This window comes from Archangium sp. (assembly GCF_045802675.1).
Taxonomy (GTDB): Bacteria; Myxococcota; Myxococcia; order Myxococcales; family Myxococcaceae; genus Archangium.
The window spans coordinates 1-25,843 of sequence record NZ_JBJMQO010000085.1; the positions used below are offsets into that span (position 1 = coordinate 1).

The following is a 25,843-nucleotide window of genomic DNA, read 5'->3' on the forward strand; positions in this document are numbered from 1 at the left end:
ACCAGCAGGTAGCTCATGCGGCTGAAGAGGTAGACGCCCGCGGTCACCATCGTCGCCGCGTGGATGAGGGCGGAGACGGGCGTGGGGCCGGCCATGGCGTCCGGCAGCCACACGTACAGCGGGAACTGGGCGCTCTTGCCGGCCGCGCCGAGCAGGAACAGCAGCAGCGCCACCGTCAGCACGCCGCCGAAGGTGCGGCCCTTGAGCGGGCCGTCGGCGATGGTGGACTCGAGGGTGACGGCCGCCTCGCGCCCGCCCTCCGCCTTCACCTGCACCGCGTTGGCCATGACCTCCAGGCCCTGGAAGGACAGGGGGCCCTTGAGGTCCAGGCCCTCGCGGAAGCGCACCTGGGCGCTCGCCGGGTTGCCGCCCACCTGGGAGAAGTTGGCCGCGTCGGCCTGGGTGTTGAAGGCGGACACCAGCAGCACCACGAGGAAGGAGGCGATGAGGAAGGCGAAGTCACCGATGCGGTTGGTGACGAAGGCCTTGCGCCCGGCCCACGCCTTGGCGGTGTCCGAGTACCAGAAGCCGATGAGCAGGTAGCTGGCCATACCGACGCCCTCCCAGCCCACGAAGAGCAGGACGAGGTTGTCGGCGAGCACCAGCGTGAGCATCGCGGCGACGAAGAGGTTGAGGTACGCGAAGTACCGCCAGTAGCTCTCGTCGTGCTCCATGTAGCTGGTGGAGTACAGGTGGATGAGGAAGCCCACGCCGGTGATGACCAGCAGCAGCGTCCCCGACAGGTGGTCCACCAGCAGGCCGAAGTTCACCCGGAAGTTCCCGGCGGCGAACCACGTTCCATAGTCGTAGCCGATGGCATAGCGGATGGCGCTGGAGGCGAACGAGCTCTCCATGGCCACGGGCGTGGAGCCCGGCGGCGCGTGGTTGACGCACCAGAAGGCCACCAGCGACAGCACGAAGGAGCCGGCCACCGTCGAGCAGGCAATCAGGTGGACGTTGGCGCGGCCCAGCATCTTGCCGAACACGCCGCACACGAAGGCGCCCAGCAGCGGCAGCGCGATGATGAGCCACAGCGACTGCGCGTACACGGCCGGTTCCACCGGCGCGGTCATGAAGAAGGTCTTGAGATCCATGGGCAGGGGGCTCTCTGGGGGAGCGAAAGGGGGGAGCCGACCGTCAGTGCTTCATCGTCCGGATTTCTTCGATGCTGACGGTGCCCCGGCTGCGGAACACGGCGATGACGATGGCGAGACCGATGGAGGCCTCGGCCGCCGCCACGGCGATCACGAAGAAGGCGGACACGTGTCCCGCCAGGTCGCCGCGCTGCCGGGCGAAGGCGAGGAACGTCAGGTTCGCCGCGTTGAGCATCAGCTCCACGCACATGAAGATGACCAGCGCGTTGCGGCGGATGAGCACGCCGAACATGCCCAGGCAGAACAGGGCGGCGGCGAGGATGAGGTAGTAGGAGATGGGAACCATGGGCTCAGATCCTCGACTTGGCCACCACCACCGCGCCGACCATGCCGACGAGCAGTAGCAGGCTCACCGCCTCGAAGGGCAGCAGCCACCGGGTGTAGATGTCCTGGCCAATGGCCGCCAGCGTGCCGAACGTCTGGGTCTCCGCCGCGCTGAAGGTGTGGGCGTCCGCCGGGATGCGCCAGATGGCCATCACCAGCACCACCAGCAGGCCCGCCGCCGCCGCGCCACCGGCAATCCGCGAGAGCGACATGCGCGGCCCGGTCGAGGTGGCCTCGCCCAGGTTGAGCAGCATGATGACGAAGAGGAAGAGCACCATGATGGCGCCCGCGTAGACCAGCACCTGGAGCACCGCCACGGTGTGGGCCCACAGCAGCACGTAGATGCCGGCCAGGAAGAAGAACGTGGCCACCAGGGACATGGCCGAGCTGATGGGGCTCTTGGCGAAGATGACCAGCCCGGCCGACAGCAGCGTCAGGAGCGCGAAGGCTCCAAAGAGAACCAGCTCGATGTTCACGACCAGTCTCCGAACGCGCCCCAGGGCTTGTCGCCGAACGGGCAGCGGTGCTCGCGGATGTGCGCCTCGAACTCGTCGCGGAAGCGCATGAGGAAGGAATGGGTCGGCAGCGCCGCTGCATCGCCCAGCGCGCAGATGGTGTTGCCCAGGCCGATGGGCGGGTAGGGCGCGATGGAGCTCGCCACGTTGCTGAGAATCTCCACGTCGCCCGGCTCGCCGCGGCCCTCTTCAATCTTGCGCAGGAGCCGCGACTGCCACGGGGTGCCCTCGCGGCACGGGGTGCACTGGCCGCACGACTCCTCGGCGTAGAAGCGCGCCACGCGCCACAGGCTGCGCACCATGCAGGTGGTGTCATCCATCACGATGACGCCGCCGGAGCCCGCCATGGTCTGCTTCACCTTGACGGCCTCGAACTCCATGGCGATGTCCAGCTCGTCCGGGCTGAGGATGGGCGCCGAGGAGCCGCCGGGGATGACGGCCTTCACCTTGCGGCCCTTGGGCAGGCCCTGGCCGTACTTGTCGTCGAAGATGAGCTGGGTGAAGGTGGCCTCGAGCGGCACCTCGTAGACGCCCGGCCGGTTCACCGTGCCGGAGAGGCACACCAGGCGCGTGCCGCCCGACTTGTCGGTGCCCAGGCCGGCGTACCAGGCCGAGCCGCGGGTGAAGACGTGGGGCACGCTGGCGAGCGTCTCCACGTTGTTCACCACCGTGGGGCAGCCGAACAGGCCCACCACCGCGGGGAACGGCGGCTTGAGGCGGGGCCAGCCCTTCTTGCCCTCGAGGCTCTCCAGCAGCGCCGTCTCCTCGCCGCAGATGTAGGCGCCCGCGCCGCGCACCACGTAGCAGTCCAGCTGGAAGTCCTTGCCCAGCATCTTCTTGCCGAAGATGCCCGCGGCGTACGCCTCGCGGATGGCCGCGTTGGTGCGCTCGGCCTGCAGCTTGAACTCCCCGCGCAGGTACACGTAGCAGGTGTGCACGCCCAGCGCGTAGGCCGCGATGGCGATGCCCTCCAGCATCATGTGCGGATCACTCTCGAGGATGTAGCGGTCCTTGAAGGTCCCCGGCTCGGACTCGTCGCCGTTGACGGCCAGGTACTTGGGCTTGGGGCTGTCCTTGGGGACGAAGCTCCACTTGAGGCCCGTGGGGAAGCCCGCGCCGCCGCGGCCGCGCAGGTTGGACTTCTTCACCTCGTCGATGATTTGGGCCGGCGCCAGCTCCAGGGCCTTCTCCAGACCCTTGTAGCCCCCGCGCTTCTTGTACTCATCGAGCTTCCAGGAGTTGGGCTTGCCCCAGGCGCTCGAGATGAGCGGTTCAAATGCCGTTGTCGCCATGGAATCAGGTTCCTTGATGCAGGAGTTCAGGAGAGCTTGGAGAAGATCTCGTCGACCTTGGCCTTGGTCAGGCTCTCGTGGTGCTCCTCGTTGATCTGCAGGCACGGCGCGGTGCCGCAAGAGGCCAGGCACTCGGTCTCACGCAGGAAGAAGCGCTCGTTGGCCTCACCGGCCTTCAGCCCGAGCTTCTGCTCCAGGTAGGCGAGCATCTTCTCGGCGCCCCACAGGGAGCACGAGAGGTTGGTACACACGTCGACGGTGTACTTCCCGGGCTTCTTGAGGTGGTACATCACGTAGAAGCTCGCGACCTCATAAGCGCGCTCGGGGGTGACGCCCAGCCGGCTGGCGACCAGCTTGAGTCCCTCGGGGGGCAGCCAGCCTTTCAGCTCCTGCATCAGCCGCAGCGCGGGGAGCATCGCGGCGCTCTTCCGATCCGCGGGGTAGTGCGAGAGGATCTCCGCGATCTCCGCGTCGAACTTCTTCTGCTCTTCGGGGGTGAACAGGGGCTCCGCCATGGCGGGCGCTTCGTAAGTCTCGAATGGCTTCGTTGTCAACATAAACCCACGGCGCTACACTCAGGGCCATCAGCGAAATGCCGAGCGATTTCAACCCCTTGTTATGAACCGGGGATCAGACGACAAGCGAGATGGCCCCCGAGTACCGCTCGTGCTGCGAGTGCAGTTCCCGGATCAGGCCCGGATGACCGAGGTCACGGAGAATCTCTCCAAGGGGGGAATCTTCGTGCAGACCGATCGTGCCTTCACGGCCGGGCAAGAGGTGGGACTGGCACTTTCTTTCCCGGGGCTCCTGAATCCGGTAGAAGTCGTGGGGACGGTGGCCTGGGTCCGGCCCGCGTCGGCCGAGGCGCCGGCGGGAGTCGGCATCCGGGTGGTGAGCGATCAGGACCGGCAGCGATTGGGTGACATCTTGAGCTCGGCAGGACAGACCCGCGCGTCGGACCAGACGGCTCCTCCCCCCGCCGAGGGCTACCGTGTCCTCATCGTCGAGGACAACCCGCACATCGTCGAGATGTACAGCTACGTGCTCAAGAAGCTGGCGAGCGGCGAGCTGGCGGGCAAGGTACCGCTGGAGGTGCACTTCTCTCCGGACGGGCACCACGCGCTGCAGCAACTGCAGGAGAAGCAGGGCCGCTTCAGCCTGGTGATGACGGACCTGTACATGCCGGTGATGGATGGGTTCGCGCTCATCGAGCGCATCCGCTCCGAGGCCTCGCTCAGGGCCATTCCCGTGGTGGCCATCTCCGCGGGCGGCCCCGAGGCGCGCGAGCGTGCCATGCAGCTGGGCGTGGACATCTACCTGCGCAAGCCGGTGCGCTTCCAGGAAGTGCTGGACACGGTGAAGCAGCTGCTGCGGATTGCCTGATGTCTCGGCCGAGGCTGATTTGAGGCATGGCGCCGGGGGGCGTAGAGTCCGGCCCGCATGCCCAAGCCCTCCATCCACCGCGATACCGTCTGCGGCGAGGCGCTGTTCATCCTCCAGAGTCTGAGGGAGAACGGCCGCCTGGGACGCTCGAACAAGCTGGCCGATGTGAAGGCCGCGCTCGAGCCGTCCGTCTCGCTCGAGTTCGACAGCTACTACCTCTTCCTCCGCAAGTACCTCTACATCGCGCTGGACCACCGGGAAGCGCAGCTGCGCCTCACCGAGCAGGGCGAGCGCGTGGTGGACGGCGAGATGCAGGAGAAGTTCGGCCTGGAGGTGGGCGAGTTCTTCTCCGAGCAGCTCGCCGGGGACGCGCTCGCCGCGCCAGACGGTGACGAGCAGGCCGATCCCTCCGTGCCTCCGCCCCCGCCAGACGAGTCGGAGCTGCCGCGGCCCGTGGAGCCTCCCGCGCTGCCTCGCCCCCGCGCGTCCGGTGCGTTCTCGCTCGAGGTGCCGCCGCCCGTGCCGGCGCCGCCTCCGGTGGCCAGCATGCGCAACGAGGCCCTTCCGCTGCCGCCCTCCGCGCCCGTGCCTCCCGTGGCCCCCATGGCGCCCACCGCTCCGATGGCCGCTCCCACGCCCGTGACGCCGCCGCCCACCGTGAAGGCCGCGGAGCTGCTGGACCAGCGCTACCAGAAGCTCGAGGCCCTCGGCTCCGGGCCGCTCGCCACCGCGTACAAGGGCCGCTTCACCGCGCTCGGGCTGGACATCTGCGTGAAGGAGCTGAAGGACATCTTCGGCTACTTCTCCTTCCTCCAGCGCGGCGAGGTCCTCAAGCGGCTCAAGAAGGAGCTGTGCGCCCAGGCCCAGGTGCGCCACCCGGGCATCGTCCAGGTGCTGGACCAGAACACCGAGACGGCCCGGCCCTACTACGTGCTCGAGCTGCTGCACGGCAGCCTCAAGGGCAAGCTGGAGGAGGGCGGGGGCAAGGGCGTGCCGGTGCCGCTGGCCATCCGCTGCTTCCTGCAGGTGGCCTACGCGCTGCGCGCCGCGCACGCCGTGGGCCTCACGCACCACAACCTCAAGCCGGAGAACATCCTCTTCGATGCCTGCGGCAACGCGAAGCTGGGCGACTTCGGCCTCGTGCGCGTGGTGGAGCAGGATGCCTCCAAGGGCCTGCCCCAGGTCTTCGTGGGCGCCAGCGGCATGGTGTACCTGGCCCCCGAGCTCATCCAGCAGCAGCGCGCGAAGGAGGCCGGCCCCGCCGCCGACGTCTACGGCCTGGGCATCCTCCTCTACGAGATGCTCACCGGGCAGATTCCGGGCCGCCGCTCGCCGCTGCCCTCCGAGGTCAACTCCGAGGCCCCCGCCGGCCTGGACGCCATCTTCGACAAGATGACCCAGGACAAGGTGGAGCAGCGCTACCCGAACCTCGACGCGATGCTCGAGGACTTCTACAAGTCCTTCCCCGAGACGCAGTACCTCTCCAAGGGCGATCTCATCCTCTCCTCGGAGCCGCGGTAACGGCCCGGTGCCGGGGCCCGGTGTGACACCGGGCTCCACGCCGTGCCCCAGGCTGTACCCCCGTTGACGAGTGCTCGCGGTGGATGCGCCGGGCTGTCAGACTCGCTCCACCATGAGCGACAGCCCGACCCCCCAGGACTCCGTGCTCGTCACCGTCACTGGCAAGGACCATCCTGGCATCACCGCGCGCCTCACCGGCATCCTCGCCGAGGTGGGCGCGGCGCTGCTCGACATCGAGCAGGTGGTGGTGCAGGGTCAGCTCACCCTCTGTCTGCTGGTCCGCCTGCCCGAGTCGCGCGGCCTGCTCAAGGAGCTGCTCTTCGCGGCCCGGGAGCTGGGCGTGTCGCTGGACTTCCAGCCCGTGACGGCGCCGAAGGCCCTGGCCGCCCGGGTCCCCAGCCGTCATGTCGTCACCGTGGTGGGCCGTGCCCTGGGCACGCGTGAGCTGCACGCCGTGGCCGAGCGCCTCGCCCAGCACGCGGCCAACATCGAGCGCATCAACCGCTTGTCCGAGGCGGAGCTCGGCTCCGTCGAAATCCACATCGCGCTGCCGCCGGAGCGGGACGCGGAGGAACTCAAGCGCTCGCTGCTGGAGCTGGCCATGTCCTCCAGCACCTTCGACGTGGCGCTGCAGCGAGAGAGCCTCTACCGGCGCAGCAAGCGGCTGGTGGTGATGGACATGGACTCCACGCTCATCCGCATCGAGGTCATCGACGAGCTGGCGCGGGCGAAGGGCGTGGGCGAGCAGGTGGCGCGCATCACCGAGCGCGCCATGCACGGCGAGATGGACTACGACGAGTCCCTGCGCCAGCGCGTGGGGCTGCTCCAGGGACTGGACGCGAAGGTGCTGCACGACATCGCCGCGAACCTCCCGCTCACCGAGGGTGCCGAGACGCTCATCCGCGTGCTCAAGCGGCTGGGCTACCGCACCGCCATCCTCAGCGGGGGCTTCTCCGTGGCGGCCGAGGCGCTCAAGGCCCGGTTGGGCATCGACTACGCCCACTCCAACGTGCTCGAGGAGGCCGACGGCAAACTCACCGGCCGCACGCTCGGGCCCATCGTCAACGCGCGCCGCAAGGCGGAGCTGCTGGAGAGCATCGCCCAGGCGGAGGGCATCCTGCTCGACCAGGTCATCGCCGTGGGCGATGGCGCGAACGACCTGCTGATGCTGGAGCGTGCGGGCCTGGGCATCGCCTTCCGCGCCAAGCCCAAGCTGCGCCAGGCGGCCGATGCCTCCATCTCCGCCGGGGGGCTGGACACCATCCTCCATCTCCTGGGGCTCAGCGGCCGCGAGCTCCAGGAGGTGCTGGGGTAGGGCGCCTCAGGAGCGCATGCGCGCGGCCAGCTCGCGCTGCTGAATCGCACCCTTCTCCAGCAGCAGCTCGAGCAGGGCGCGCAGAATCTTGGAGCTCTTCTCCTGGTTGAGGCGCACAGACTCCAGCCGCTGCATCTCCTCGGGGGAGAACACCTCGGCCGGGGAGGGCCTGGCGCTCATGATTTCATCGAGCAGATCCGTGGCGCTCGAGCTCCCCGAGGCGCGCGAGGACACGGGCGCCGGCGTGGCCGCGGCACCGGCCTGCCGCGCGGCGTTCTCCTTCGCCATGTTCGGGGCGATGTCGCTCAGCGCCTTCATCACCGTCTTGCCGCTGATGTCGACGATCTTGAACTCGTCCTCGTCACCACCGCCGCCGCCGCCGCTCCGGTTCGAGGCAGGGTGGGCACTGTGGGTGACGGCCGGATCCTGGTTGCGGTAGTGGCGCAGGATGGCGTTCTGGATTTCCCGGTCGCCAGCCACCACGGGGACGACGCGTGTACGGCTGCGCGCGGCCACCTGGTCGATGGTCTGCAGGTCCGTGGGGTCCGCCATGGCGAGCACGAGCGTCTTGCCGTTGTCGCGCAGGGACACGGGGAAGATGCTCTTCTGCTCGGCGATGCCGACGTCCAGCTTCGCCAGGGCCCCGGTGTCCTTGGCGGTGCCCAGCTGCACGCGCTGCACACCCAGGCCCTGGGCGATGGCCTCGGTGATGGTGTCCTCCCGGGCGAGCCCCATGTCGCTGATGATGCGCGACAGGCGTCCGCCCCACTGGTCGTGCTGGGCGAGCGCGCTGCGCAGCTGCATCTCGTCGATGACGCGGGCCTTGACGAGAATCTCTCCAATGCGGTTGCGAGGTGCGGCCATGGTCGCCAGTCTATGGAGGAAGAGGCCCGGAGTCGCGTTCGATGCCACGAGGATTCGAAACCTGCCTGGCGGAGGGGGTGGCGCTCTTCGACGCCGGCGCCTTCTTCGAGGCCCATGAGGTGTGGGAGGAGGCCTGGCAGGGCGAGCGCGGCCCGCGCCGGCTGCTGCTGCAGGGCCTCATCCTCGTGGCGGCCGGCTGGCTCAAGCGCGACGCGGGCAATGCCCGGGGGGCGTGGACGCTCTTCTCCCGCGCGCTCGAAAAGCTCGAGTCCCTGCCCCCCTCCTGTGAAGGCGTGGACGTGGGCGGCTTGCGCCCGCGAGTGGTGCTCTGGCGCGAGGGCGGAGAGTGCCCGCGGCCCGTGCTCGCCCGGCTGGTGTCCCTCCAGGAAGGAGAGCGCTGATGCAGCCCTTCGCCGATGAGCAACTGCTGCTGTGCCCCTACTGCGGTGAGCAGGTGGAGGTGTCGGTGGACCCTGGTGGGCCCTCCTCGGAAACGTACGTGGAGGACTGCCCGGTGTGCTGCCGGCCATGGGTGGTGCACATCTCCCGCGAGGGCGAGGACGCCTTCGTCCACCTGGGGCGAGAGGACGACTGAACCGGCGGGGAATGGGGCCCGCGGCGCGTCGCCTTGACACGTCCCGAAGCATGGTTCTCTTGAAGCTGTGAGCGGCGCCGGGCCCTATCGAAACAGGGCGCGGCGCCAAAACAACCCACCCGCTTCAAACCCACCCGCGTGCCGCTGCTCCGCGAGGAGTACGGCGCGAACAGGAGACGTCCATGCAGACCCGTTGGAATCCCTTCCAGATGAGCAATGGTGCCGTGGCCCTGGGCCCCCTCGTGGCGCGTGAGTTCGACCAGCTCTTCCGCGAGCTGTCCCCGAGCGGCGTGCGCGAGCTCGTCCCGCCCGCCGACATCTACGAGACGGCCGAGGGCATCACCCTCCACGTCGACCTGCCGGGGCATGACGCGAAGTCCATCGAGGTGAAGGTGGAGAACGACACCCTCACCCTCAAGTCAGAGCGCAAGGTGGAGCGCTCGGACAAGGACGGCGCGCGGCGCCTGGAGCGCAGCTTCGGCGTGTACACCCGCTCCTTCGTCCTGCCGCGCACCGTGGACGCGTCCAAGGTGGAGGCCCGCTACGAGAACGGCGTGCTCACCCTGACGCTGCCGCGGCGTGAGGAGTCCCGCCCCCGCGTGGTCGAGGTGAAGGTCAACGGCTAGTGGGGAGTGCACAGCGCCCGGCGGGGACGGGCCCTTGGGGCACACGCGCGGCGATGCGCCCTCACTCGGGACCCTGTAAAGGGCCCCGTGGAGACGCCTCGCCGCGTTGGTCGTGGGCGCGGACTAGCGCTTGACGGCGGGAGCCGCCCCGAGCGCCAGCGGCACGCGGAACAGGTCGAGCACCTGCTGCACGTCCAGCGGCTTGGGCAGGCATGCCACGGCGCCGGCCTGCTTGGAGCTCTCCACCACCTCGGGCGAGTGCGCCGACGTCATGGTGATGAGCCGCACGCCTTCCATCTGCTTGCGGGCACGGATGCGGCGGCACACCTCGATACCGTCGATGTCCGGCATGTTCAGGTCGATGAGCATGCCGTGCGGCTTCTGCTCGCTCACCAGCAGCAGCGCCTCGACGCCGCTGGTGGTCGTCTGCAGCTCCACCTGGTTCGCGTAGGGCTTGAAGGCACGCTTGATGGCGTCGAGCACCTGCCGCTCGTCATCCACCACCAGCAGGCGCACGGTGCTGCTGCCCAGCTCCTCGGGCACCGGCATCTGGTGGGTGATGAGGAAGGTGCGAAGGTCCGCCGAGCGCACGCGCCGGTGACCGCCCGGCGTCCGGAACGCCATGAGGATGCCGCGGTCGATCCACTTGCTCACCGTGGACGGGTCCACCTGGAGCAACCGGCTGATGTCGTGGGTCGTGTAGAGCTGATCCGTCATCGAACTCCCCTCACTCTGCACTGCTTGGCTTCCGGCCTTCATAGGATAAGACACCTAAGCGGGAAGCGAAAATTCTTCGATTTCACAACTTGACAGCTTGTAGGGCATCAGGGTCCCTCATGTGTTGAACGGTGGCCTCCCACCGTCCCGATGCCTTCAAGCACAGCTCGACCAGCTCGCGCGCGGCACCGTGGCCTCCCCGGCACCTCGCGACGTAATGCACTTCCTGCCGTACTTCGGGAGCGGCGTCCGCCGGACAGGCCGACAGCCCCGCCAGCCCCAGGGGTCCCAGGTCGTTGACGTCGTCCCCCATGTACGCGCATTCCTCGGGGGTGGCCTCCAGCTGCTCGAGCAGCTCGCGGAAACCGGCGAGCTTGTTCTTGCGGCCCTGGAGCACGGAGGTGACGCCCAGCTCGAGCCCCCGCACCTCCACGATGGAAGAGGTGCGCGCGGTGAGGATGGCGGTGCGCAACCCCGCCAGCCTCGCCATCACCAGGCCGTGGCCGTCCTTCACGTCGAAACGCTTCATGACCTCGCCCTCGCCCCCGTAGAACAGGCCCCCATCCGTGAGGACCCCATCCACGTCGAAGACGAGCAGACGCACGCGCGCGGCGCGCTCCGTCAGCTCGTCCCTGCTCGGTTTGGGCGGCAGCTCCGTCATGTCGCGTCCCTTGGACTCCCTCCCCACGACTTCGATTCACAGCCTACGGCCACTGCGCTCGGCCACAGAATTCTCGTTACGCCGGTTCGTGCCCCAACGCACGCCGGATGGCCAGAACCTGACGTAACACGTCCTCGAACATCTGGGGATTGAGCGAACACGGACCGTCACACAGGGCACGGTCCGGGTCTTCATGCACTTCCGTGAAAAGCGCGTCTATCCCGGCAGCAGCGGCAGAGCGGGCCAACAGGGAGACGAACTTCCGCTCGCCGCCCGTCTGGCCGTCGCCGGAAGAGGGCAGCTGCACGGAGTGGGTGGCGTCGAAGCACACGACGAGCCCGGCCTCGCGCATCTGGGCGAAGCCGCGCATGTCCACCACGAGGTTGTTGTAGCCGAAGGTGGCGCCGCGCTCGGTGACGAGCACGTTGGGGTTGCCCACCTCCACGGCCTTGCGCGCCGAGTGGACGATGTCCTTGGGCGCCACGAACTGGCCCTTCTTCAGGTTGACGCCCTTGCCGGTGCGCGCCACCGCCTCCACCAGGTCCGTCTGGCGGCAGAGGAAGGCGGGAATCTGGATGATGTCCACCACCTCGGCGGCGGGGCCCACGTGACTCGTCTCGTGGACGTCGGTGAGGACGGGCACGCCCACCTCGCGCTTGATGCGCCCGAGGATGCGCAGACCCTCCTTCAGCCCGGGCCCCCGGAAGGACTTGCCGCTGGTGCGGTTGGCCTTGTCGTAGGAGCACTTGAAGGCGTAGGGAACGCCCAGCCGGCCCGTCAGCTCCTTGAGGAGCTTCGCGTGCCGCAGCGCCATCTCCTCGGACTCGATGCTGTCCGGGCCGGCGATGACGAAGAGCTTCTGGCCGGGGCCGACCTTGTGCCCGCACAGCTCGATGGACGGCGTGGCGCTCATGCCTGCGTCCTCCCCGCGTCGCGGTGGCTGACGGCCGCGCCGATGAAGCCGGAGAAGAGCGGGTGGGGCGCGAAGGGCTTGCTCTTGAACTCGGGGTGGAACTGGCAGCCGATGAAGTACGGGTGGTCCGGCAGCTCAATCATCTCCACGAGGTTGAGCTCGGGGTTGTGGCCGGACACCGCGAGGCCCGCCTCCTGCAGCCGGCCGCGGTAGGCGTTGTTCACCTCGTACCGGTGGCGGTGCCGCTCGTTGATGACGTCCTCCCCATACAGCTTGCGCGCCAGCGAGCCCTGCTTGAGGGCGCAGGCGTAGCTGCCCAGGCGCATGGTACCACCCTTGTCCTGCACCTTCACCTGGCTCTCCATGAGCGTCACCACCGGGTGCGGGGTGTGCTCGTTGAACTCCAGGGAGTTGGAGCCGGCGAGGCCCAGCACGTTGCGGCTGAACTCCACCACCGCCATCTGCAGGCCCAGGCAGATGCCGAAGAAGGGCACCCGCTTCTCCCGGGCGTAGCGCACCGCCATGATTTTGCCCTCGGTGCCGCGCACCCCGAAGCCGCCCGGCACCAGGATGGCGTCCACCCCGCCCAGCAGCGCCTCGGCGCCCTTGTCCTCCACGTCCTGCGAGTCCACGAACTGCAGGTCCACCTTCACGTCGTTGGCGATACCACCGTGGAGCAGCGCCTCGTTGAGGCTCTTGTAGCTCTCCTTGAGGTCCACGTACTTGCCGACGATGCCCACCTTCACCTCGCCGCGGCCCGGCGAGTACACCTTGCGGATGATGTCCTCCCACCGGTCCAGGCGGGCGGCGCGCGTCCAGATGTTGAGCGTCTCGGCCAGCCGCTCGTCGATGCCCTGGCGGTGCAGCTCCAGCGGCAGCTCGTAGATGCTCTTCACGTCCGGCGAGGTGAACACGTTGCCCGGGTCCACATTGCAGAACATGGCAATCTTGTCCTTCATCTCGCGGGAGATTTCCCGGTCGGTGCGGCAGATGAGGAAGTCGGGCTGGATGCCGATCTCCCGCAGCTTCATCACCGAGTGCTGGGTGGGCTTGGTCTTCACCTCGCCGGCCGCGCCGATGTAGGGCAGCAGCGTGAGGTGCATGTAGACGGTGTTGCCCCCGCCCACGTCGTAGCGCATCTGGCGGATGGCCTCGAGGAAGGGCAGCGACTCGATGTCGCCCACCGTGCCGCCCACCTCGACGATGACCGCGTCCACGCCCTGCGCCGCCTGGCGGATGCAGGATTTGATTTCGTCGGTGATGTGCGGAATCACCTGGACGGTTTTGCCGAGGTACTCGCCACGCCGCTCCTTCTGGATGACGGCGTGGTAGATGCGCCCGGAGGTGAAGTTGTTGAGCCGGGACATCCGCGCGTTGGTGAAGCGCTCGTAATGGCCCAGATCCATGTCGGTCTCGCCACCGTCGTCGGTGACGAAGACTTCGCCATGTTGGAACGGGCTCATCGTGCCCGGGTCGATGTTGATGTAGGGGTCGAGCTTGAGCAGGGTGATGTCGAGCCCGCGATTCTCGAGCAGGGCGCCAATGGATGCAGAGGCGAGCCCCTTGCCCAGCGAGCTCACGACCCCGCCGGTCACGAAGATGAACTTGGTCTTCTTGGAGCGCATGACCCTTCCTGCCAAGAGACCCCGGGGGCGTCAATGATTCTGTCAGGGGGCCTGGATGCCCGCCTGGTCCCGGAAGCCCGGCAAAGGGCGGAAGTCAGTCGTGCCCCTGGGTCCTCGGGCGGCTCTCGGCGTAGTCGCGGGCCTGGGGCTCGCAATCGCGCTGGTCGCGCAGCGGGCAGTGACGGCAGCTCCAGCCCTCCCAGCCGCGTTTGACGGCGAAGTGAAGGCAGGCGTCGTAATTGAAGCAGAACAGATTGCGCTGCACCTCCACCGCCGACTCGTCACGGAGGGCGGAAGGCAGAGGGCTCGGGCAAGGTGTGATGGACAAGGTCAGGCCTCCAGCGGATGAAACCGCGCCTTTTCCCCCTGGCACCTGCAACAGGGTTGTCGCACGTGCATTCCCGAAGGCCCGGTACAAAAAGGGACCGCCCGTCCCGCGGCCCCAAGCGTGGAGGGGTGCGCGAAACGGGCGGGCCCGAACTGCTCGGCGTCAACACTTCCGCCGCATGGCGCTTCTTCAGCGAGCCATACGAGCGGAGGTGGACGCCTGACTGTTGCTGTCGGTCAAGGCATCACCTCCTTTCTGCGGCAGCTGATGTAATGACGTCATTTTCACGGCGCCACTCCCTCCGGGACGGTTTTCATGCCTGGAGGGAGGGCAGGCGGGGAGGCGGGCGCCGCTCAGGCCGCGGCGAACTGGCGCTCCACCAGCCGGCGGTAGAGGCCGTCCTGGTCCATGAGCGTGGCGTGGTCGCCGTTCTGCACCACCTTGCCGTCCTCGAGCACCAGCACGCGGTCCGCGCCAATCACCGTGGAGAGGCGGTGGGCGATGATGATGGTGGTGCGGCCCTTCATCAGCCGCTCCAGGGCCTCCTGCACCAGGTGCTCGCTTTCGGCGTCGAGCGCGCTGGTGGCCTCGTCCAGCACCAGCAGGCGCGGGTCCTTGAGCACCGCACGCGCAATGGCGATGCGCTGCTTCTGTCCGCCGGACAGCTGCACGCCGCGCTCACCCACCAGCGTGCGGTAACCCTCGGGGAAGTGGCTGATGAACTCGTGGGCGTTGGCGGTGCGCGCGGCGGCCTCGATCTGCGCGTCCGTGGCGTCCATGCGGCCATAGCGGATGTTGTCCGCGATGGAGGAGGCGAAGAGCTGCGGCTCCTGCGACACCGTTCCAATCCGCTGGCGCAGCCACTCGGGGTCGAGCGAGCGCATCTCCTTCCTGTCCAGGAGGATGCGGCCGCCCTGCGGGTCATACATGCGCGCCAGCAGGCCGGCGATGGTGGACTTGCCCGCGCCCGAGGGACCGACGATGGCCACCACCTCGCCCGGGTCGAGGTGCAGGTCGAGGCCCCGCAGCACCGGCACGTCCGGGCGCGTGGGGTAGGCGAAGTCCACCTGGAGGAAGTCGACGCGGCCCTCGATGGTGGCCGGGCGCTCGCCGCCCGAGGCGGGGATGGCCGGCTGCCGGTCGATGAGCTCGAAGACGCGCTCGGCGGCACCCGAGGCGCGCATGAAGTCCGCCCAGAGGTCCGCCAGGGAGCCCAGCGAGATGGCCACCATCAGCGAGTAGATGAGGAAGGAGGTGAGGCTGCCCACCGTCATCTTCCCGTCCAGCACCAGCCGGCCGCCGTACCAGAGCACCACCGCGCAGGCCACGTAGCCGGCGGAGGAGGCCCCGGTCAGGAAGTAGGAGGACTGCCGCGCCCGGTGGCGCGCGACGTCATAGGCGCGCTCGGTGGCGGCGCTATAGCGCTTCACCTCGTGCCGCTCGGCGGCGAAGGAGCGCACGGTGCGGATGCCGGAGAGGCTCTCCTCGGCCACCTCGTTGGCGGCGGCGAGCGCGTCCTGCGTCTGCTTGGACAGCCCCCGCACCTTGCGGCCGTACGTCACGGCTCCCACCGCCACCACCGGCACGATGGTCAGCATCAGCCCGGTGAGCACTGGCGAGGTGTAGAGGAGCAGCCCGATGCCACCCAGTGACTGCGCCACGTTGCGCAGGACCATGGAGATATTCACGCTCACGGTGTTCTGCAGCACCGTGGTGTCCGAGGCGAGCCGGTTGGTGAGCTCGCCCGTCTTGCGCTCGTCGAAGAAGCCCACCTCCTGGGACATGAGGCTGCCGAAGAGGTCCTGCCGCAGCTTCGTCACCACGCGCTCGCCCGCGGTGGTGAAGAGGTAGTAGCGCATCGCCATGGCCACCCCCTGCAGCAGGGCGACGGCCACCATGGTCAAGGCGATGCTGTCGATGCGGGCGCGGTCTCCCGCCTTGAGCGCCTGGTCGATGAGGTCGCCGACGACCTTCGGGAACACCAGCCCCAGGCCACTGGCGATGAGCAGGAAGGCGGTGCCGGCCACGAGCCTGCGCGCCTGGGGACGGGCGAGACTCATGAGGCGCCGGAACGTCACGCGGGAGAACTGCGGCTTCTTCTGGGAGGCGTCGGGCTTCTGGGGGGCGTCGGACACGCGCGCAGACTAACCCGGGACGTGCCTGCGCGCATGTCTACCCGTGGGGCCAGGGGGCGTCCGCTCAACCTCCCCGGATGGCCGCCTCCACCCGGGCCACGTCCTCGGGTACGTCCACCGCCACCGTACGCCCCGCCACCTTCCCGCACCGGATGCGCAGGCCATGCTCCAGCGCTCGTAGTTGTTCCAACTTCTCCGCCTGCTCCAGCGGGGTGGCGCTCAGGCCCGCCAGCCGCAGCAGCGTCTCGCGCCGGTAGCCGTACAGCCCCAGGTGCGCCCAACGCTTCACTCCGGGGGCGTCGGCCGGCTCGCGGATGAAGGGCACCGTGCTGCGGCTGAAGTAGAGCGCGTCCCCGTCGAGCGCCAGCACCGCCTTCACCACGTGGGGGTTGTCCACCTCGGCCGCCTCCAGCGGGCGCACCAGCGTGCCCATCTCCACCGCCGGGTCCGCGAAGAGCCCCGCCAGCACCCGCAGTGAAGCCGGGTCCACCAGCGGCTCGTCTCCCTGCACGTTCACCCAGACGTCCACGTCCGGACGGGCCCTCGCCACCTCGGCCACCCGGTCCGTCCCCGTGGCGCACTCGGGCGAGGTCATCACCGCCGTGCCCCCCAGCCGCGTCACCGTCTCCTGGATGCGCACGTCGTCCGTGGCCACCACCACCTCGTCGAAGACGCGCGCCTCCTGGCAGCGGCGCCAGACGTGTTCAATCATCGGCCGGCCGGCGATGAGGGCCAGCGGCTTGCCGGGAAAGCGCGTGCTGGCATAGCGGGCGGGGATGACGGCGAAGGTGCGCGGGGCGGACATGATGGGGCGCTCTCTATCAGATTCAGGACGCCGCAACGCACCGGCGGGCATGTGCCCCTAGGCACTCCAAGAGCCGTGCCTAGCTTCCCGCCACCATGAAGAAGGTTCTCCATATCGTCGGCGCGCGTCCCAACTTCATGAAGGTGGCCCCCATCCATCGGGCTATCTCCGAGCGCGGCGCGCTGTCGCAGAAGCTGGTGCACACCGGTCAGCACTACGACGTGAAGATGAGTGACGTCTTCTTCACCGACCTGGGCATGCCCGCCCCGGACATCCACCTCGGCGTCGGCTCGGGCAGCCACGCCGAGCAGACGGCCCGGGTGATGCTCGAGCTGGAGAAGGTGTTCGCCAGCGAGAAGCCGGCCCTCGTCTCCGTCGTGGGCGACGTCAACAGCACCCTGGCCGCCGCGCTCGTGGCGGTGAAGATGGGCATCCCCATCTCCCACGTGGAGGCGGGCCTGCGCTCCTTCGACAACTCCATGCCCGAGGAGGTCAACCGCATCCTCACCGACCGCATCGCGGAGCTGCTGCTCACGCCCTCGGCCGACGCGGACGCCAACCTCATCCGCGAGGGCCTGGAGGCCAATCGCATCCGGATGGTCGGCAACGTGATGATCGACTCGCTGCTCGGCGCCCGCGAGAAGGCGCTGAAGCTGCCGGTCCTCCCGGAGCTGGGCCTGCACCCGCACGCCTACGCCGTGTGCACCCTGCACCGTGCCTCCAACGTGGATGACCCGAAGGTGCTCGGCGGGCTCTTGTCCGCGCTCGGCCATGTGGCCAGCCGCATGCCCGTGGTGTTCCCCGTCCACCCGCGCACCCGCAAGCGCATCGCGGAGTCGGGGCTCGGCGCCTCCCTGGAGCGCACCCCGGGCCTGCGCCTGGTGGACCCCATGGGCTACCTCGAGTTCCTCGCGCTCACCTCCCAGGCCCGGCTCGTCTTCACCGACTCCGGCGGCCTCCAGGAGGAGACCACCGTGCTCGGCATTCCCTGCCTCACCGTGCGCGAGAACACCGAGCGCCCCATCACCGTGGACCTCGGCACCAACCTCGTGGTGGGCACCGAGCCGGCCCGCATCCAGCAGGCCGCCGACCGCATCCTCGACGGCTACGAGAAGAAGGGCCGCGTCCCGCCCCTCTGGGATGGGCACACCGGCGAGCGCATCGCCCGCGAGTACGAGCAGCTCCTCGGGGTGGGGGAGTCGCCGCGGCTCGCGGTCATGTAACCGCGCCTACTGCCAGGCAAGCTCGTACTCGGTGGTGGCCGGTCCCGCCGGCCACGAGCGCACCTGCGCGTTCGTCACTCCCGCCGCCTGGAGCGTCGCCAGGAACCCGCCCTCCACGAAGGGGCGGGGACAGAAGTCGCGCCGCACCGTGAGGATGCCACTCCAGGGGCTCGTGCGGCGCATGGAGACCTCCACGCCGCCAATTCCCACCTGCACCGCCCAGGGCAGGCTGTTGAGCAGCCGGTGCGGGTTGTTCTGCACCAGCACCCGCAGCGTCCGGCCCGCCGTGGACACCAGGAAGTTCTCCGCCGCCTGCTGGCCCAGGCGCCTCAGCGCCTGCTCGAAGTCCTCGTGGCTTCCGCTGCGCAGCCGCGCCGCCGTGTAGAGCACCTCGAGGAACCTGCCGCCCGGATAGCTGAAGAAGTCGAGGAACTTCTTCTCCCCGCTCGCCTCCAGGCAGTCCTGCACCGCGGCGGTGCCTCCCTCGGCGCGCGCCACCTCCAGCACGGCGTTGAAGAGCACCCCGCGCACGGCCTCCTTCTCTCCGAGCAACGACTGGCGCTCCCTCAGCTCCTCCTCGGAGCCGATGGGCGGTGAGGCTCGCGTGGCGGTCTGGCCCTTCATAGGTCTTCCTTCGTCGATCACGGCGCCGCGAGTGATTCCATGTGGAGCCCTCCCGCCACAAGGGGGGCGCGTTGGAATCGTCCAGTCGCACCCGGGGAGGAAGCCGCTGGCGCGCTGTGTTAAGCCGGCACGGCCGCATGAGAGCGCAGAGCGAAGACACCCCCACCCCCTTCGGGCAAGCCCCCGAGGGCCATGTCGACATCCCCTTCGTCGTCGAGCCGAACTACGCCGGCTGGCGGCTCGACAGCTACCTCACCGAGAAGCTCCGCCGCCTGTCGCGCGAGCGCCTGCACGGCATCATCCAGCGCGGCGTGCTGTGCGAGGGCCGCCGCCTCAAGCCCTCCACCCCCGTCTACCCGGGCCTCTCCTTCATCATCCGCCGCCCCGCCAGCGCCGAGCCGCAGACGCCCACCACCGGGCTCACCGCCCTCTTCCAGGACGAGTGGCTGCTGGTGCTCGACAAGCCCGCCGGGCTCCCCATCCACCCCACCGCCCGCTATCACAAGGGCACGCTCGTCTCCCTGCTGCGCGAGCGCTTCGGCGAGGCCTTCGCCGAGCCCGCCCACCGCCTCGACCGCGAGACGAGTGGCCTCGTCGTCTGCGGGCGCACCACCGAGTCCTGCCGCGTGCTCGGCCGCCTCTTCGTCTCCCGCGACGTGCACAAGGAGTACCTCGCCGTCTGCGAGGGCCACCCCCCCGAGGACTCCTTCAGCGTGGACGCCCCCATCGCCGAGGGCACCGACCTCATCCGCATCGCCGTGCGCATCGATCCCGTGGAGGGCAAGGAGAGCCGCACCCGCTTCCAGGTACTCCAGCGCTTCACCCGCGACGGCGCGCCCTTCGCCCTGCTGCGCTGCTACCCCGAGACGGGCCGCCAGCATCAAATCCGCATCCACCTGCGCGAGGCCGGCTTTCCCCTCGTGGGCGACAAGATGTACGGCCCCGACCCCGGCTACTTCGATCGCTTCAGCAAGCACAGTCTGGAGCCCGAGGCCTGGGCCCGCCTGCGCCTGCCGCGCCACGCCCTCCACGCCGCGCGCATCTCCTTCCCCCACCCGGGCACCGATCAGCGCGTCACCTTCGACTCGCCCCTGCCCGAGGACCTCCAGGACTTCATCGCCGGACGGCCCGTCACCGCCGGGCCCACGTCCAGTGAGGAGAGGGTTCCTTCATGAGCTCGACTCGCATCAGCCTTCGCGTCCATGCGCCCCGCGCGAGTGTCTATCGCGCGCTTCTCGATGCTCGCGCGGTCGCGACGTGGAGGGTGCCCACCGGCATGAGCAGCCACGTGCATGCGTTCGAGCCTCGCGAAGGGGGCTCTATCCGCATCTCGCTCACGTACGACGCGCAGACCGGGACCGGCAAGACGACCGCGCACACCGACACGTACCACGGCCGCTTCGTGAAGCTCGTGCCAGGCGAGCAGGTCGTGGAAGTGGTCGAGTTCGAGACGGACAATCCCGCGCTGAGCGGCGAGATGACGATCTCCTTCACGCTCACCGATGCGGACGGCGGCACCGAGATCCTCGCCGTGCACGAGGGCGTACCGAGCGGCGTGCCACCCGCCGACAACGAGCTCGGCTGGCGGTTGTCACTCGCGAAGCTCGCGGCGCTCGTCGAGGCGGGTGAATCCCCTTCCGAGCTGTGAACGGCGTGGCCCTCACGGTTGCTCTTCGACTCGGGGATCATTGCCTCCGAGGGACTCGGCCTTCCGGACGAAGCCCGCAAGCCCCCTCGCCCTCGCGTCCGCGGCCAGCACCCGCAGCCGCTGCGTCGCCAGGGGCAGCCGGCCCCACTCCCACTCCGCCTCCGCGAGCGCCAGCCGCGTCTCGTACTCCAGCAGCACCAGCCCCTTGCCGCGCGTCTCGCTCAGCACCGCCTCCAGCCGCTTCACCGCCTGGGCGGGCCGGCCCTCCGCGGTGAGCACCCGCGCCGCCACCAGCGCCGAGCCGAGCCGCGTCTGCGCGTTCTGGCTGCGCGCCGCCAAGGTCTCCGCGCGCTCAATCGCCACCCGCGCCTGCTCGGGCTGATGCCGCGCCAGGTACACCAGCGCCAGCGCGGTGTGCGCCTGCGCCTCTCCATCCGGCAGCCCCAGCCCGTGCAGCGTCTCCACCGCCTCGCGCAGCGGCTCGAGCCCCGCCTCCGGCCTGTCCTCCTCCACCGCCAGCAGCCCGAGCGCGATCTGCGTCTCCGCCACCTCGCTGCGGCCCTCCAGCTTCTGGCGCAGGCGCAGGGCCTCCTCGTACTGGTTGCGCGCTCGCGCCAGGTCTCCCTCCAACAGCGCCACCGTCCCGGAGCCGAGCAGGTGGTAGGCCGCGTAGCGGTGGTCCTGCGTCTGTCCCGCCAGCGCGATCCCCTCCGCGTAGTGCTGCCGCGCCCGCACCGGGTTGCCCTCCGCCAGCGCGATATTGCCCAGCGTCCACAGCCCCATCATCAGCGCGTACCGGTAGCCCGTCTCCTGGCTCAGGCGCACGCCCTCCTCGCCCGGCTGCCGCGCCCGCGCCACGTCCCCTCGCATCAGCCGCAACTGCGCGAGGTTGGTCCGGATGAGCCCCTCGTTGCGCCGGTCGTTGATCTCCACCTCGAGGGCCAGCGCCTCCTCGAAGAGCGGCTCCGCCTGCGCCAGCTCGCCCTGCATCAGCAGCGTGTCGGCGATGTTCTGCGTCGCCATCGCCACGCCGCTCCGGTGGTTGATCTCCTTCCAGAGGCGCAGCGCCTCGTGGAAGACGCGCTTGGCCTCCTCGTAGTTGCCCTCCTCGTAGGCGACGTTGGCCAGCCGGTTGAGCGCCTGTCCCTCGGAGCCCGGGTCTCCCGCCTCGACGAAGATGCGGCGGGCCTCCTGGCAGGCGGCGCTCGCCTCCGCGTGGTTTCCCAGGCGCAGCAGCGCGTTGCACTGGGCCAGCCGCGCCCTGCCCACCAGCAGCCGCGAGCCGCGCACGGTGCCCTTCTCCACCGCCCGCGCCGCCAGCGGCAGCACGCCCTTGTAGTCGGAGAGGCTGTGCAGCACCTGCGCCTCGGCCAGGTCGATGCGCTCGTCCTCCGAGTCCGGCGGCGGCATGCGGCGCAGCGCCGCGAGGGTGGCGAGCGCATCGCGTCCCTGGCCTCCGGCGGACTGGGCGCTGGCGAGCCGCAGGCCATGGTCGAGGTTGTCGGGGAAGAGGCCGCACAGGGTGCGGTAGCCCTCCACCGCCTTGTCCCAGTCCTTCTCCATCTCGTGGACGCGGCCCTCCACCAGCAGCCGCTCCTCGCGCGACAGGCCCTCCGCGAGCCCGAGCGCCTCCCGGGCCTCCTCCAGGGCATGCGTGTCGTAGCCGAGCACCGCCCACGTCTCCGCCAGCGCCGAGTGGGTCAGGGCGAAGCGCGGGTCCGCGGCGATGGCCTGGGTGAAGAAGTCCCGGGCCGCGAGGGGCTCGTACGCGCGCAGCCGGGCGAGGCCCTCGGCGTAGAGCCGGAGCGCGTTGGCGTTGGCGGGCAGCGAGGCCGTGGAGAGTCCCGCGTCCGTCCCCGCCGGCTGGTGCGAGACGAGCCGGCCCCGCAGCCTGTCGCCCATGCGCGCCACGAGCTCGAGGACGCCCGCCTGCGTGCCCGTCTCCTTGAGGATGGCCACCTCCTCTCCCGTGGTGGCGTCCTGCAGCCTCAACTGGAGGCTGAGCTGCCCGCCCGTCTTCTCCGGCAGCGCCACGTAGGAGCCGAGCACCACGAAGTCCGCCCCCAGGTGCGCGCGGATGCGGCCGAGCGTGTCCGGCGCCAGGCTGTCGCTGTCGGCCAGGGACAGCTCGCGCTTCATCCGCACCACGGTCTCGCCCGCCACCATGCGCAGGTCCTCTCCCGCGGCGAGCTCGGCGGTGAGCATCTCGGAGAAGGCCGTGGACAGCCATGCCGCCTCCTGCAGCCCGGACAGGTTCTTGAAGCCGAGCACCGCCACCGAGCGGCGCGGCTTCTTCTGCCGTGTCTCCACCGAGGGTGTGGAGGTGGACTCCGGCCGTACCCTGTAGCCGGCCATCGCCGCGAGCACGAGTCCGCACAGCACGAGCAGCACCGAGCCCCACCGCCAGCCCCGCTCCGGCCTCGACACCGCGGGAATGCCGGTCAGCGAGGGCGTCGGTGGGGCGAGCCGCCGGGCCTTCACCGCGTCCGTGGGGGCCACCAGCGGCGCTCTGCCCGGCATGCCCACCTCGCACACCTCCACCGGCTCCTCCACCCCGGCCAGCAGGTAGAAGCCATGGGCGCGCCAGACCAGCCCGGCCCCGCCACCGCTGGTGCCCACGAAGGCGCGGCGGGCGATGTCGAAGGCCGCGCGCGTCATCAACGTCTGCCCTCCCATCGCCAGTGGCATGATGCGGGCGGCGATCAGCTTGGTGAGCCCCTCCACGTCCACGGGCTTGGCGCCCTGGGCCACCAGGTGGGGCGGGTTCTCGCGCAGCACCACCTCGCCCAGGTGGATGCCCGCACGCGCCTGGAGCCACACGTCCTGCTCGCGCGACAGCTCCCCCAGCCGCTCGTGGTAGGCGAGCGCGTAGCGGGCGGCCTCCACCGGGCGCTCGAAGAGCAGCAGGAAGCCGTCCGTCTTGTCGATTTCCTGTCCGCCATGTGGATGCAGCAGCTCGCGGGCCAGCTGGTCGTGCCGGGCGAAGAGCTCGGCGGCGCGGGCATCCCCCAGCGTCTCGACGAGCCGGGTGCTGTCGACGAGGTCCAGCAGCAGCACCGTGCGGATGGCGACGCTCGGCTCGTCGATGGCGCGGATGGGCCGGCTGGGTTGCACGAGCGCGCGCACCACCTCGCGGGCGCTGGTGAAGCGCTTGCGCGGCAGCGGCTCCAGACAGCGGCGGATGACGCCCTCCCAACGGTGGGGCAGTCCGAGGTCCACCGCCGGGGCCGCCGTGCCGCGATGCAGGTGCTCGAGGAGATCGCCCGCCTCGGAGCCGGGCGAGGACAGTGCCCCCGCGAGCAGCTCGAGCAGGACGAGCCCCAGCGCGTACAGGTCCGACGAAGTCGTAGGCGCCGAGCCCGTGCGCCGCTCGGGTGCGAGGTACGGGTCGGCGGCCAGTGGGCTCGCGTCATCCCAGGCCCACACGGTGTCCATGAGCACGGCACGCGTCCCCTCCAGCGCCGGGACGAGCAACACCCGGGCGCTCCGGAGGTCTCCGTGCACGAGCCCCGCGTCGTGCAGCGCGGCCAGGCCCTCGCACAGCTGCCGCGCCAGCGGGAGCGCTTCCTGGGGCGTCAGGGGCCCACGCTCGCAAAGCCGCTGCTCCAGGCTCTCGCCCTCGAGCCACTCCGCGACGAGGAAGGGCCGCTCCACCCCGGTGGCGTCGTCCGCATGGCGCCCCACGTCGAGGATTCGCTGCACGTGGGGGCTCGCCACCTCCCGGGCCCGGTGCAGCTCGCGCTTGAGCCGCTCCAGTGCCTCCGGCTCCAGGGCGCTCGCACGGACGAGCTTCAACGCGACGCGTTGCCCGCTCCGCTCATCGAGCGCCTCGAACGTCTCGCTCCGCCCCGCCAGGGTCATGGACCGCAGGAGCTTGTAGCGGCCCGCGAGGAGCCGCCCGCTGCCAGGTTGGGTCATCGGAGTCGTGCCGGACGCCAGGGGGGGTCGGGCGGATTGTGCCACACGTGCCAACCGGACGAGTCTCTTCGGCGCCATCCGCCGCGGGACGCTACATTCCCTTACGGCCTCGGGAACGTTGTGGGCGGAATTCCACCTGCGATGGACGGAGGAGGCCGGACCTGACGGGTTACCTGCTCGTGAAGGGCCCGAGGCTCTTCTTCCTCTCCGGGATGAAGAACAGCAGGAGCGTCCCGATCGGGGAGCACCCCATGGCGAGCACCAGTCCGAGCCACCAGGGATAACCCTTGGCCTTCGCGAAGCGCGCGCTTGACCAGAACGAGAGGCCGTGCCCCGCGAGGTAGGCCAGCCAGCTCACGGCGGAGGGCAGCATGAAGGCCAGGGGGTAGGAGAGGGCCGCGCCCAGGACGATGCCCACCTTCTCCTTGGAGTGCCGCCACCACCAGCTCGCCGGAGCCTTGCGGGAGACCGCGTCCTCGCCCTGTGGCGGATAGCGCTCGAGGAAGGTGTGGAGGGCACCGCTCTGCTCGGAGGCGGGGACCACCAGCACCTGCGCTGGTGCCCGCAACCGGAAGTCCTGTCCGGCGTCCGGGAGGCGGACGAGCCCGGTGGCCGGCCAGTAGTGCTTTCCTCCCTGGGCGCGGGTGAGCTCCCCCAGGGCCTGGTTGAACGTGTCGGAGGGCAGCCGCCGCAGGCGCTCCACCAGTCCCTCCAGCCGCCGCAATTCCGGCTCGGGACGGCGGACCTCGAAGCCCACCCAGCGCTTCAGTCGCTCGCGGAGCGTGGGCTCGCGCACCGGAAGGAAGGTCATGCCATGGGGCCCGAATACTCCCAGGCCCCAGCGCCTGTCGGCCGGGTAGTCCGGGTGGTGCCAGTACATGGGAGGGGTGATGAGGTCGAACACCTGGGGCTGCTCACGCCGGTGCTGCGCGAGCTGACGGCACAGCTCGAGCAGCGCCTTCAGCTTCAGGGCCTGGCCGACGGAGGGCAGCAGGGTGAACCCCCGCCTTCCCTCCGCGAGCAGGAAGAATCCCCTGGGCAGCACGGCGATGTTCTCTGGGGAGAGGGACTCCGGCTCGAGCTGCACCGGCTCTCCGAAGAACCAGGGCCGCCAGACCAGCCGCTCCGGCGTCAGCCAGAAGCGTCCGGGACCCGGCCAGGCCGGCATCCAGCCCTCGAGGAGCACGGGCTCGTCGGGTTGGAGCGGCCGTGCCTCGGGCGCGAGCGCCAGCGCCTCGAGCTGCTCCAGCAACTCCTGGAAGGAATCCCCTTGCTGCGCCAGGGAGCCCGCGAGCCGTTTGCGCGCCAGGGCCTCCAGCTTCGTGCGCCAGGCCCGCAGCTCGTGGAGGACGCCGAGCCCCGGGTGGTCCGGGGTCCACCCCTCCAGGCGGGCGCGGTGCTCCATGTACGCGAGCACCTCGGTGAGCTCCGCCTCCTGCTCCCGCGTCTGGGCCAGCAGCTCCGGATGGCCGCGCAGCGCGCGCTTCCACTGGAAGGAGGCGAGCCTCCGGGTGAGCGCGGCATAGCACTCCCGGGCCTGTTCGATGCTCTCCCACCGGCCTTCGAGCTGGCGGCGCAGAGACTCGAGTGATGGGGGCGTCGTGGCCATGGAACGGGGCGTGCCCACGTGGGCACCCGGGAGATTGTGCCCGCACTC

Annotated in this window: 25 protein-coding genes; 9 read left to right on the forward strand and 16 right to left on the reverse strand. The window is 69.8% G+C overall.

What is annotated here, in order from left to right; genetic code table 11:
* The 5 genes from ACJ8AN_RS24375 to nuoE all read right to left on the reverse strand — a co-directional run.
* Nucleotides 1–1,094, reverse strand: a 1,094-nt coding sequence (locus tag ACJ8AN_RS24375; protein ID WP_407757847.1) for a proton-conducting transporter membrane subunit, incomplete at its 3' end; no start/stop codon positions are given.
* 43 nt (nt 1,095–1,137) lie between these two features.
* The gene (nuoK, locus tag ACJ8AN_RS24380; RefSeq protein ID WP_407757848.1) at nt 1,138–1,440 is read right to left on the reverse strand and encodes an NADH-quinone oxidoreductase subunit NuoK; all 303 of its coding nucleotides are present in this window, start codon (nt 1,438–1,440) and stop codon (nt 1,138–1,140) included.
* Nucleotides 1,441–1,444: 4 nt separating this feature from the next.
* Nucleotides 1,445–1,954 carry an NADH-quinone oxidoreductase subunit J gene (locus ACJ8AN_RS24385; protein ID WP_407757849.1) on the reverse strand — a complete coding sequence of 170 codons (510 nt, stop codon included), beginning with the start codon at nt 1,952–1,954 and terminating at the stop codon, nt 1,445–1,447.
* Entirely contained in the window at nt 1,951–3,285 is a 1,335-nt protein-coding gene (nuoF, locus tag ACJ8AN_RS24390) for an NADH-quinone oxidoreductase subunit NuoF (protein ID WP_407757850.1), read from the reverse strand. Before nuoF ends, ACJ8AN_RS24385 begins: the two co-directional genes overlap by 4 nt.
* Before the next feature lie 26 nt (nt 3,286–3,311).
* Nucleotides 3,312–3,800 carry an NADH-quinone oxidoreductase subunit NuoE gene (gene nuoE, locus ACJ8AN_RS24395; protein ID WP_407757851.1) on the reverse strand — a complete coding sequence of 163 codons (489 nt, stop codon included), beginning with the start codon at nt 3,798–3,800 and terminating at the stop codon, nt 3,312–3,314.
* Between the two features lie 103 nt (nt 3,801–3,903).
* Here nuoE and ACJ8AN_RS24400 point away from each other — a divergent pair, with 103 nt between their 5' ends.
* The 3 genes from ACJ8AN_RS24400 to serB all read left to right on the forward strand — a co-directional run bounded on the left by ACJ8AN_RS24400 (nt 3,904) and on the right by serB (nt 7,504).
* Entirely contained in the window at nt 3,904–4,668 is a 765-nt protein-coding gene (locus ACJ8AN_RS24400) for a TIGR02266 family protein (protein WP_407757852.1), read from the forward strand.
* 57 nt (nt 4,669–4,725) lie between these two features.
* Nucleotides 4,726–6,189 (forward strand): serine/threonine-protein kinase, encoded by a 1,464-nt coding sequence (locus ACJ8AN_RS24405; RefSeq protein WP_407757853.1) that lies wholly within the window; start codon nt 4,726–4,728, stop codon nt 6,187–6,189.
* 112 nt (nt 6,190–6,301) lie between these two features.
* Complete coding sequence (gene serB / locus ACJ8AN_RS24410; protein ID WP_407757854.1) at nt 6,302–7,504, forward strand: phosphoserine phosphatase SerB; 1,203 nt, start codon at nt 6,302–6,304, stop codon at nt 7,502–7,504.
* 6 nt (nt 7,505–7,510) lie between these two features.
* Here the strand turns inward: serB and ACJ8AN_RS24415 are convergent, their stop codons facing one another.
* Nucleotides 7,511–8,368, reverse strand: coding sequence for a hypothetical protein (locus ACJ8AN_RS24415; RefSeq protein ID WP_407757855.1), 858 nt, complete (start codon nt 8,366–8,368; stop codon nt 7,511–7,513).
* A 41-nt stretch (nt 8,369–8,409) separates the two neighbouring features.
* On the opposite strand from ACJ8AN_RS24415, the gene ACJ8AN_RS24420 reads away from it, so the two are divergent.
* From ACJ8AN_RS24420 to ACJ8AN_RS24430, 3 genes are all read left to right on the forward strand, one after another.
* Nucleotides 8,410–8,769, forward strand: coding sequence for a DUF309 domain-containing protein (locus tag ACJ8AN_RS24420; RefSeq protein WP_407757856.1), 360 nt, complete (start codon nt 8,410–8,412; stop codon nt 8,767–8,769).
* The gene (locus ACJ8AN_RS24425; RefSeq protein ID WP_407757857.1) at nt 8,769–8,963 is read left to right on the forward strand and encodes a CPXCG motif-containing cysteine-rich protein; all 195 of its coding nucleotides are present in this window, start codon (nt 8,769–8,771) and stop codon (nt 8,961–8,963) included. Before ACJ8AN_RS24420 ends, ACJ8AN_RS24425 begins: the two co-directional genes overlap by 1 nt.
* A gap of 182 nt (nt 8,964–9,145) precedes the next feature.
* Nucleotides 9,146–9,589 carry an Hsp20/alpha crystallin family protein gene (locus ACJ8AN_RS24430; protein ID WP_407757858.1) on the forward strand — a complete coding sequence of 148 codons (444 nt, stop codon included), beginning with the start codon at nt 9,146–9,148 and terminating at the stop codon, nt 9,587–9,589.
* A 123-nt stretch (nt 9,590–9,712) separates the two neighbouring features.
* Here ACJ8AN_RS24430 and ACJ8AN_RS24435 read toward each other — a convergent pair whose 3' ends face one another.
* The 7 genes from ACJ8AN_RS24435 to kdsB all read right to left on the reverse strand — a co-directional run bounded on the left by ACJ8AN_RS24435 (nt 9,713) and on the right by kdsB (nt 16,773).
* Nucleotides 9,713–10,306, reverse strand: coding sequence for a response regulator (locus ACJ8AN_RS24435; protein ID WP_331103335.1), 594 nt, complete (start codon nt 10,304–10,306; stop codon nt 9,713–9,715).
* Between the two features lie 82 nt (nt 10,307–10,388).
* Entirely contained in the window at nt 10,389–10,967 is a 579-nt protein-coding gene (locus tag ACJ8AN_RS24440) for a KdsC family phosphatase (protein ID WP_407757859.1), read from the reverse strand.
* A gap of 76 nt (nt 10,968–11,043) precedes the next feature.
* The gene (gene kdsA, locus ACJ8AN_RS24445; RefSeq protein WP_407757860.1) at nt 11,044–11,880 is read right to left on the reverse strand and encodes a 3-deoxy-8-phosphooctulonate synthase; all 837 of its coding nucleotides are present in this window, start codon (nt 11,878–11,880) and stop codon (nt 11,044–11,046) included.
* The gene (locus ACJ8AN_RS24450) at nt 11,877–13,505 is read right to left on the reverse strand and encodes a CTP synthase (protein WP_407757861.1); all 1,629 of its coding nucleotides are present in this window, start codon (nt 13,503–13,505) and stop codon (nt 11,877–11,879) included. Before ACJ8AN_RS24450 ends, kdsA begins: the two co-directional genes overlap by 4 nt.
* A gap of 94 nt (nt 13,506–13,599) precedes the next feature.
* Nucleotides 13,600–13,833 carry a hypothetical protein gene (locus tag ACJ8AN_RS24455; RefSeq protein WP_407757862.1) on the reverse strand — a complete coding sequence of 78 codons (234 nt, stop codon included), beginning with the start codon at nt 13,831–13,833 and terminating at the stop codon, nt 13,600–13,602.
* A 353-nt stretch (nt 13,834–14,186) separates the two neighbouring features.
* Nucleotides 14,187–15,893 carry an ABC transporter ATP-binding protein gene (locus ACJ8AN_RS24460; protein ID WP_407757925.1) on the reverse strand — a complete coding sequence of 569 codons (1,707 nt, stop codon included), beginning with the start codon at nt 15,891–15,893 and terminating at the stop codon, nt 14,187–14,189.
* Nucleotides 15,894–16,032: 139 nt separating this feature from the next.
* Nucleotides 16,033–16,773 (reverse strand): 3-deoxy-manno-octulosonate cytidylyltransferase, encoded by a 741-nt coding sequence (gene kdsB, locus ACJ8AN_RS24465; protein ID WP_407757863.1) that lies wholly within the window; start codon nt 16,771–16,773, stop codon nt 16,033–16,035.
* Between the two features lie 95 nt (nt 16,774–16,868).
* Here kdsB and wecB point away from each other — a divergent pair, with 95 nt between their 5' ends.
* A complete protein-coding gene (wecB, locus tag ACJ8AN_RS24470; protein WP_407757864.1) occupies nt 16,869–17,996 on the forward strand; it encodes a non-hydrolyzing UDP-N-acetylglucosamine 2-epimerase in 1,128 nt (375 codons plus the stop codon).
* 6 nt (nt 17,997–18,002) lie between these two features.
* Here wecB and ACJ8AN_RS24475 read toward each other — a convergent pair whose 3' ends face one another.
* Entirely contained in the window at nt 18,003–18,620 is a 618-nt protein-coding gene (locus tag ACJ8AN_RS24475) for a TIGR02265 family protein (RefSeq protein ID WP_407757865.1), read from the reverse strand.
* Nucleotides 18,621–18,757: 137 nt separating this feature from the next.
* Between ACJ8AN_RS24475 and ACJ8AN_RS24480 the strand changes: the two genes are divergently transcribed.
* Nucleotides 18,758–19,795, forward strand: a complete 1,038-nt coding sequence (locus ACJ8AN_RS24480; protein WP_407757866.1) for an RluA family pseudouridine synthase — start codon at nt 18,758–18,760, stop codon at nt 19,793–19,795.
* Nucleotides 19,792–20,268, forward strand: coding sequence for an SRPBCC domain-containing protein (locus ACJ8AN_RS24485; protein WP_407757867.1), 477 nt, complete (start codon nt 19,792–19,794; stop codon nt 20,266–20,268). The genes ACJ8AN_RS24480 and ACJ8AN_RS24485 overlap by 4 nt, the downstream gene beginning before the upstream one ends.
* A 12-nt stretch (nt 20,269–20,280) precedes the next feature.
* On the opposite strand, the gene ACJ8AN_RS24490 is transcribed toward ACJ8AN_RS24485, so the two are convergent.
* Both ACJ8AN_RS24490 and ACJ8AN_RS24495 read right to left on the reverse strand, forming a co-directional pair.
* Nucleotides 20,281–24,186, reverse strand: a complete 3,906-nt coding sequence (locus tag ACJ8AN_RS24490; protein ID WP_407757868.1) for a tetratricopeptide repeat protein — start codon at nt 24,184–24,186, stop codon at nt 20,281–20,283.
* Between the two features lie 169 nt (nt 24,187–24,355).
* On the reverse strand, nt 24,356–25,795 hold the full coding sequence (locus tag ACJ8AN_RS24495) for a hypothetical protein (protein WP_407757869.1): 1,440 nt from the start codon (nt 25,793–25,795) through the stop codon (nt 24,356–24,358).
* Nucleotides 25,796–25,843 lie beyond the last annotated feature (48 nt).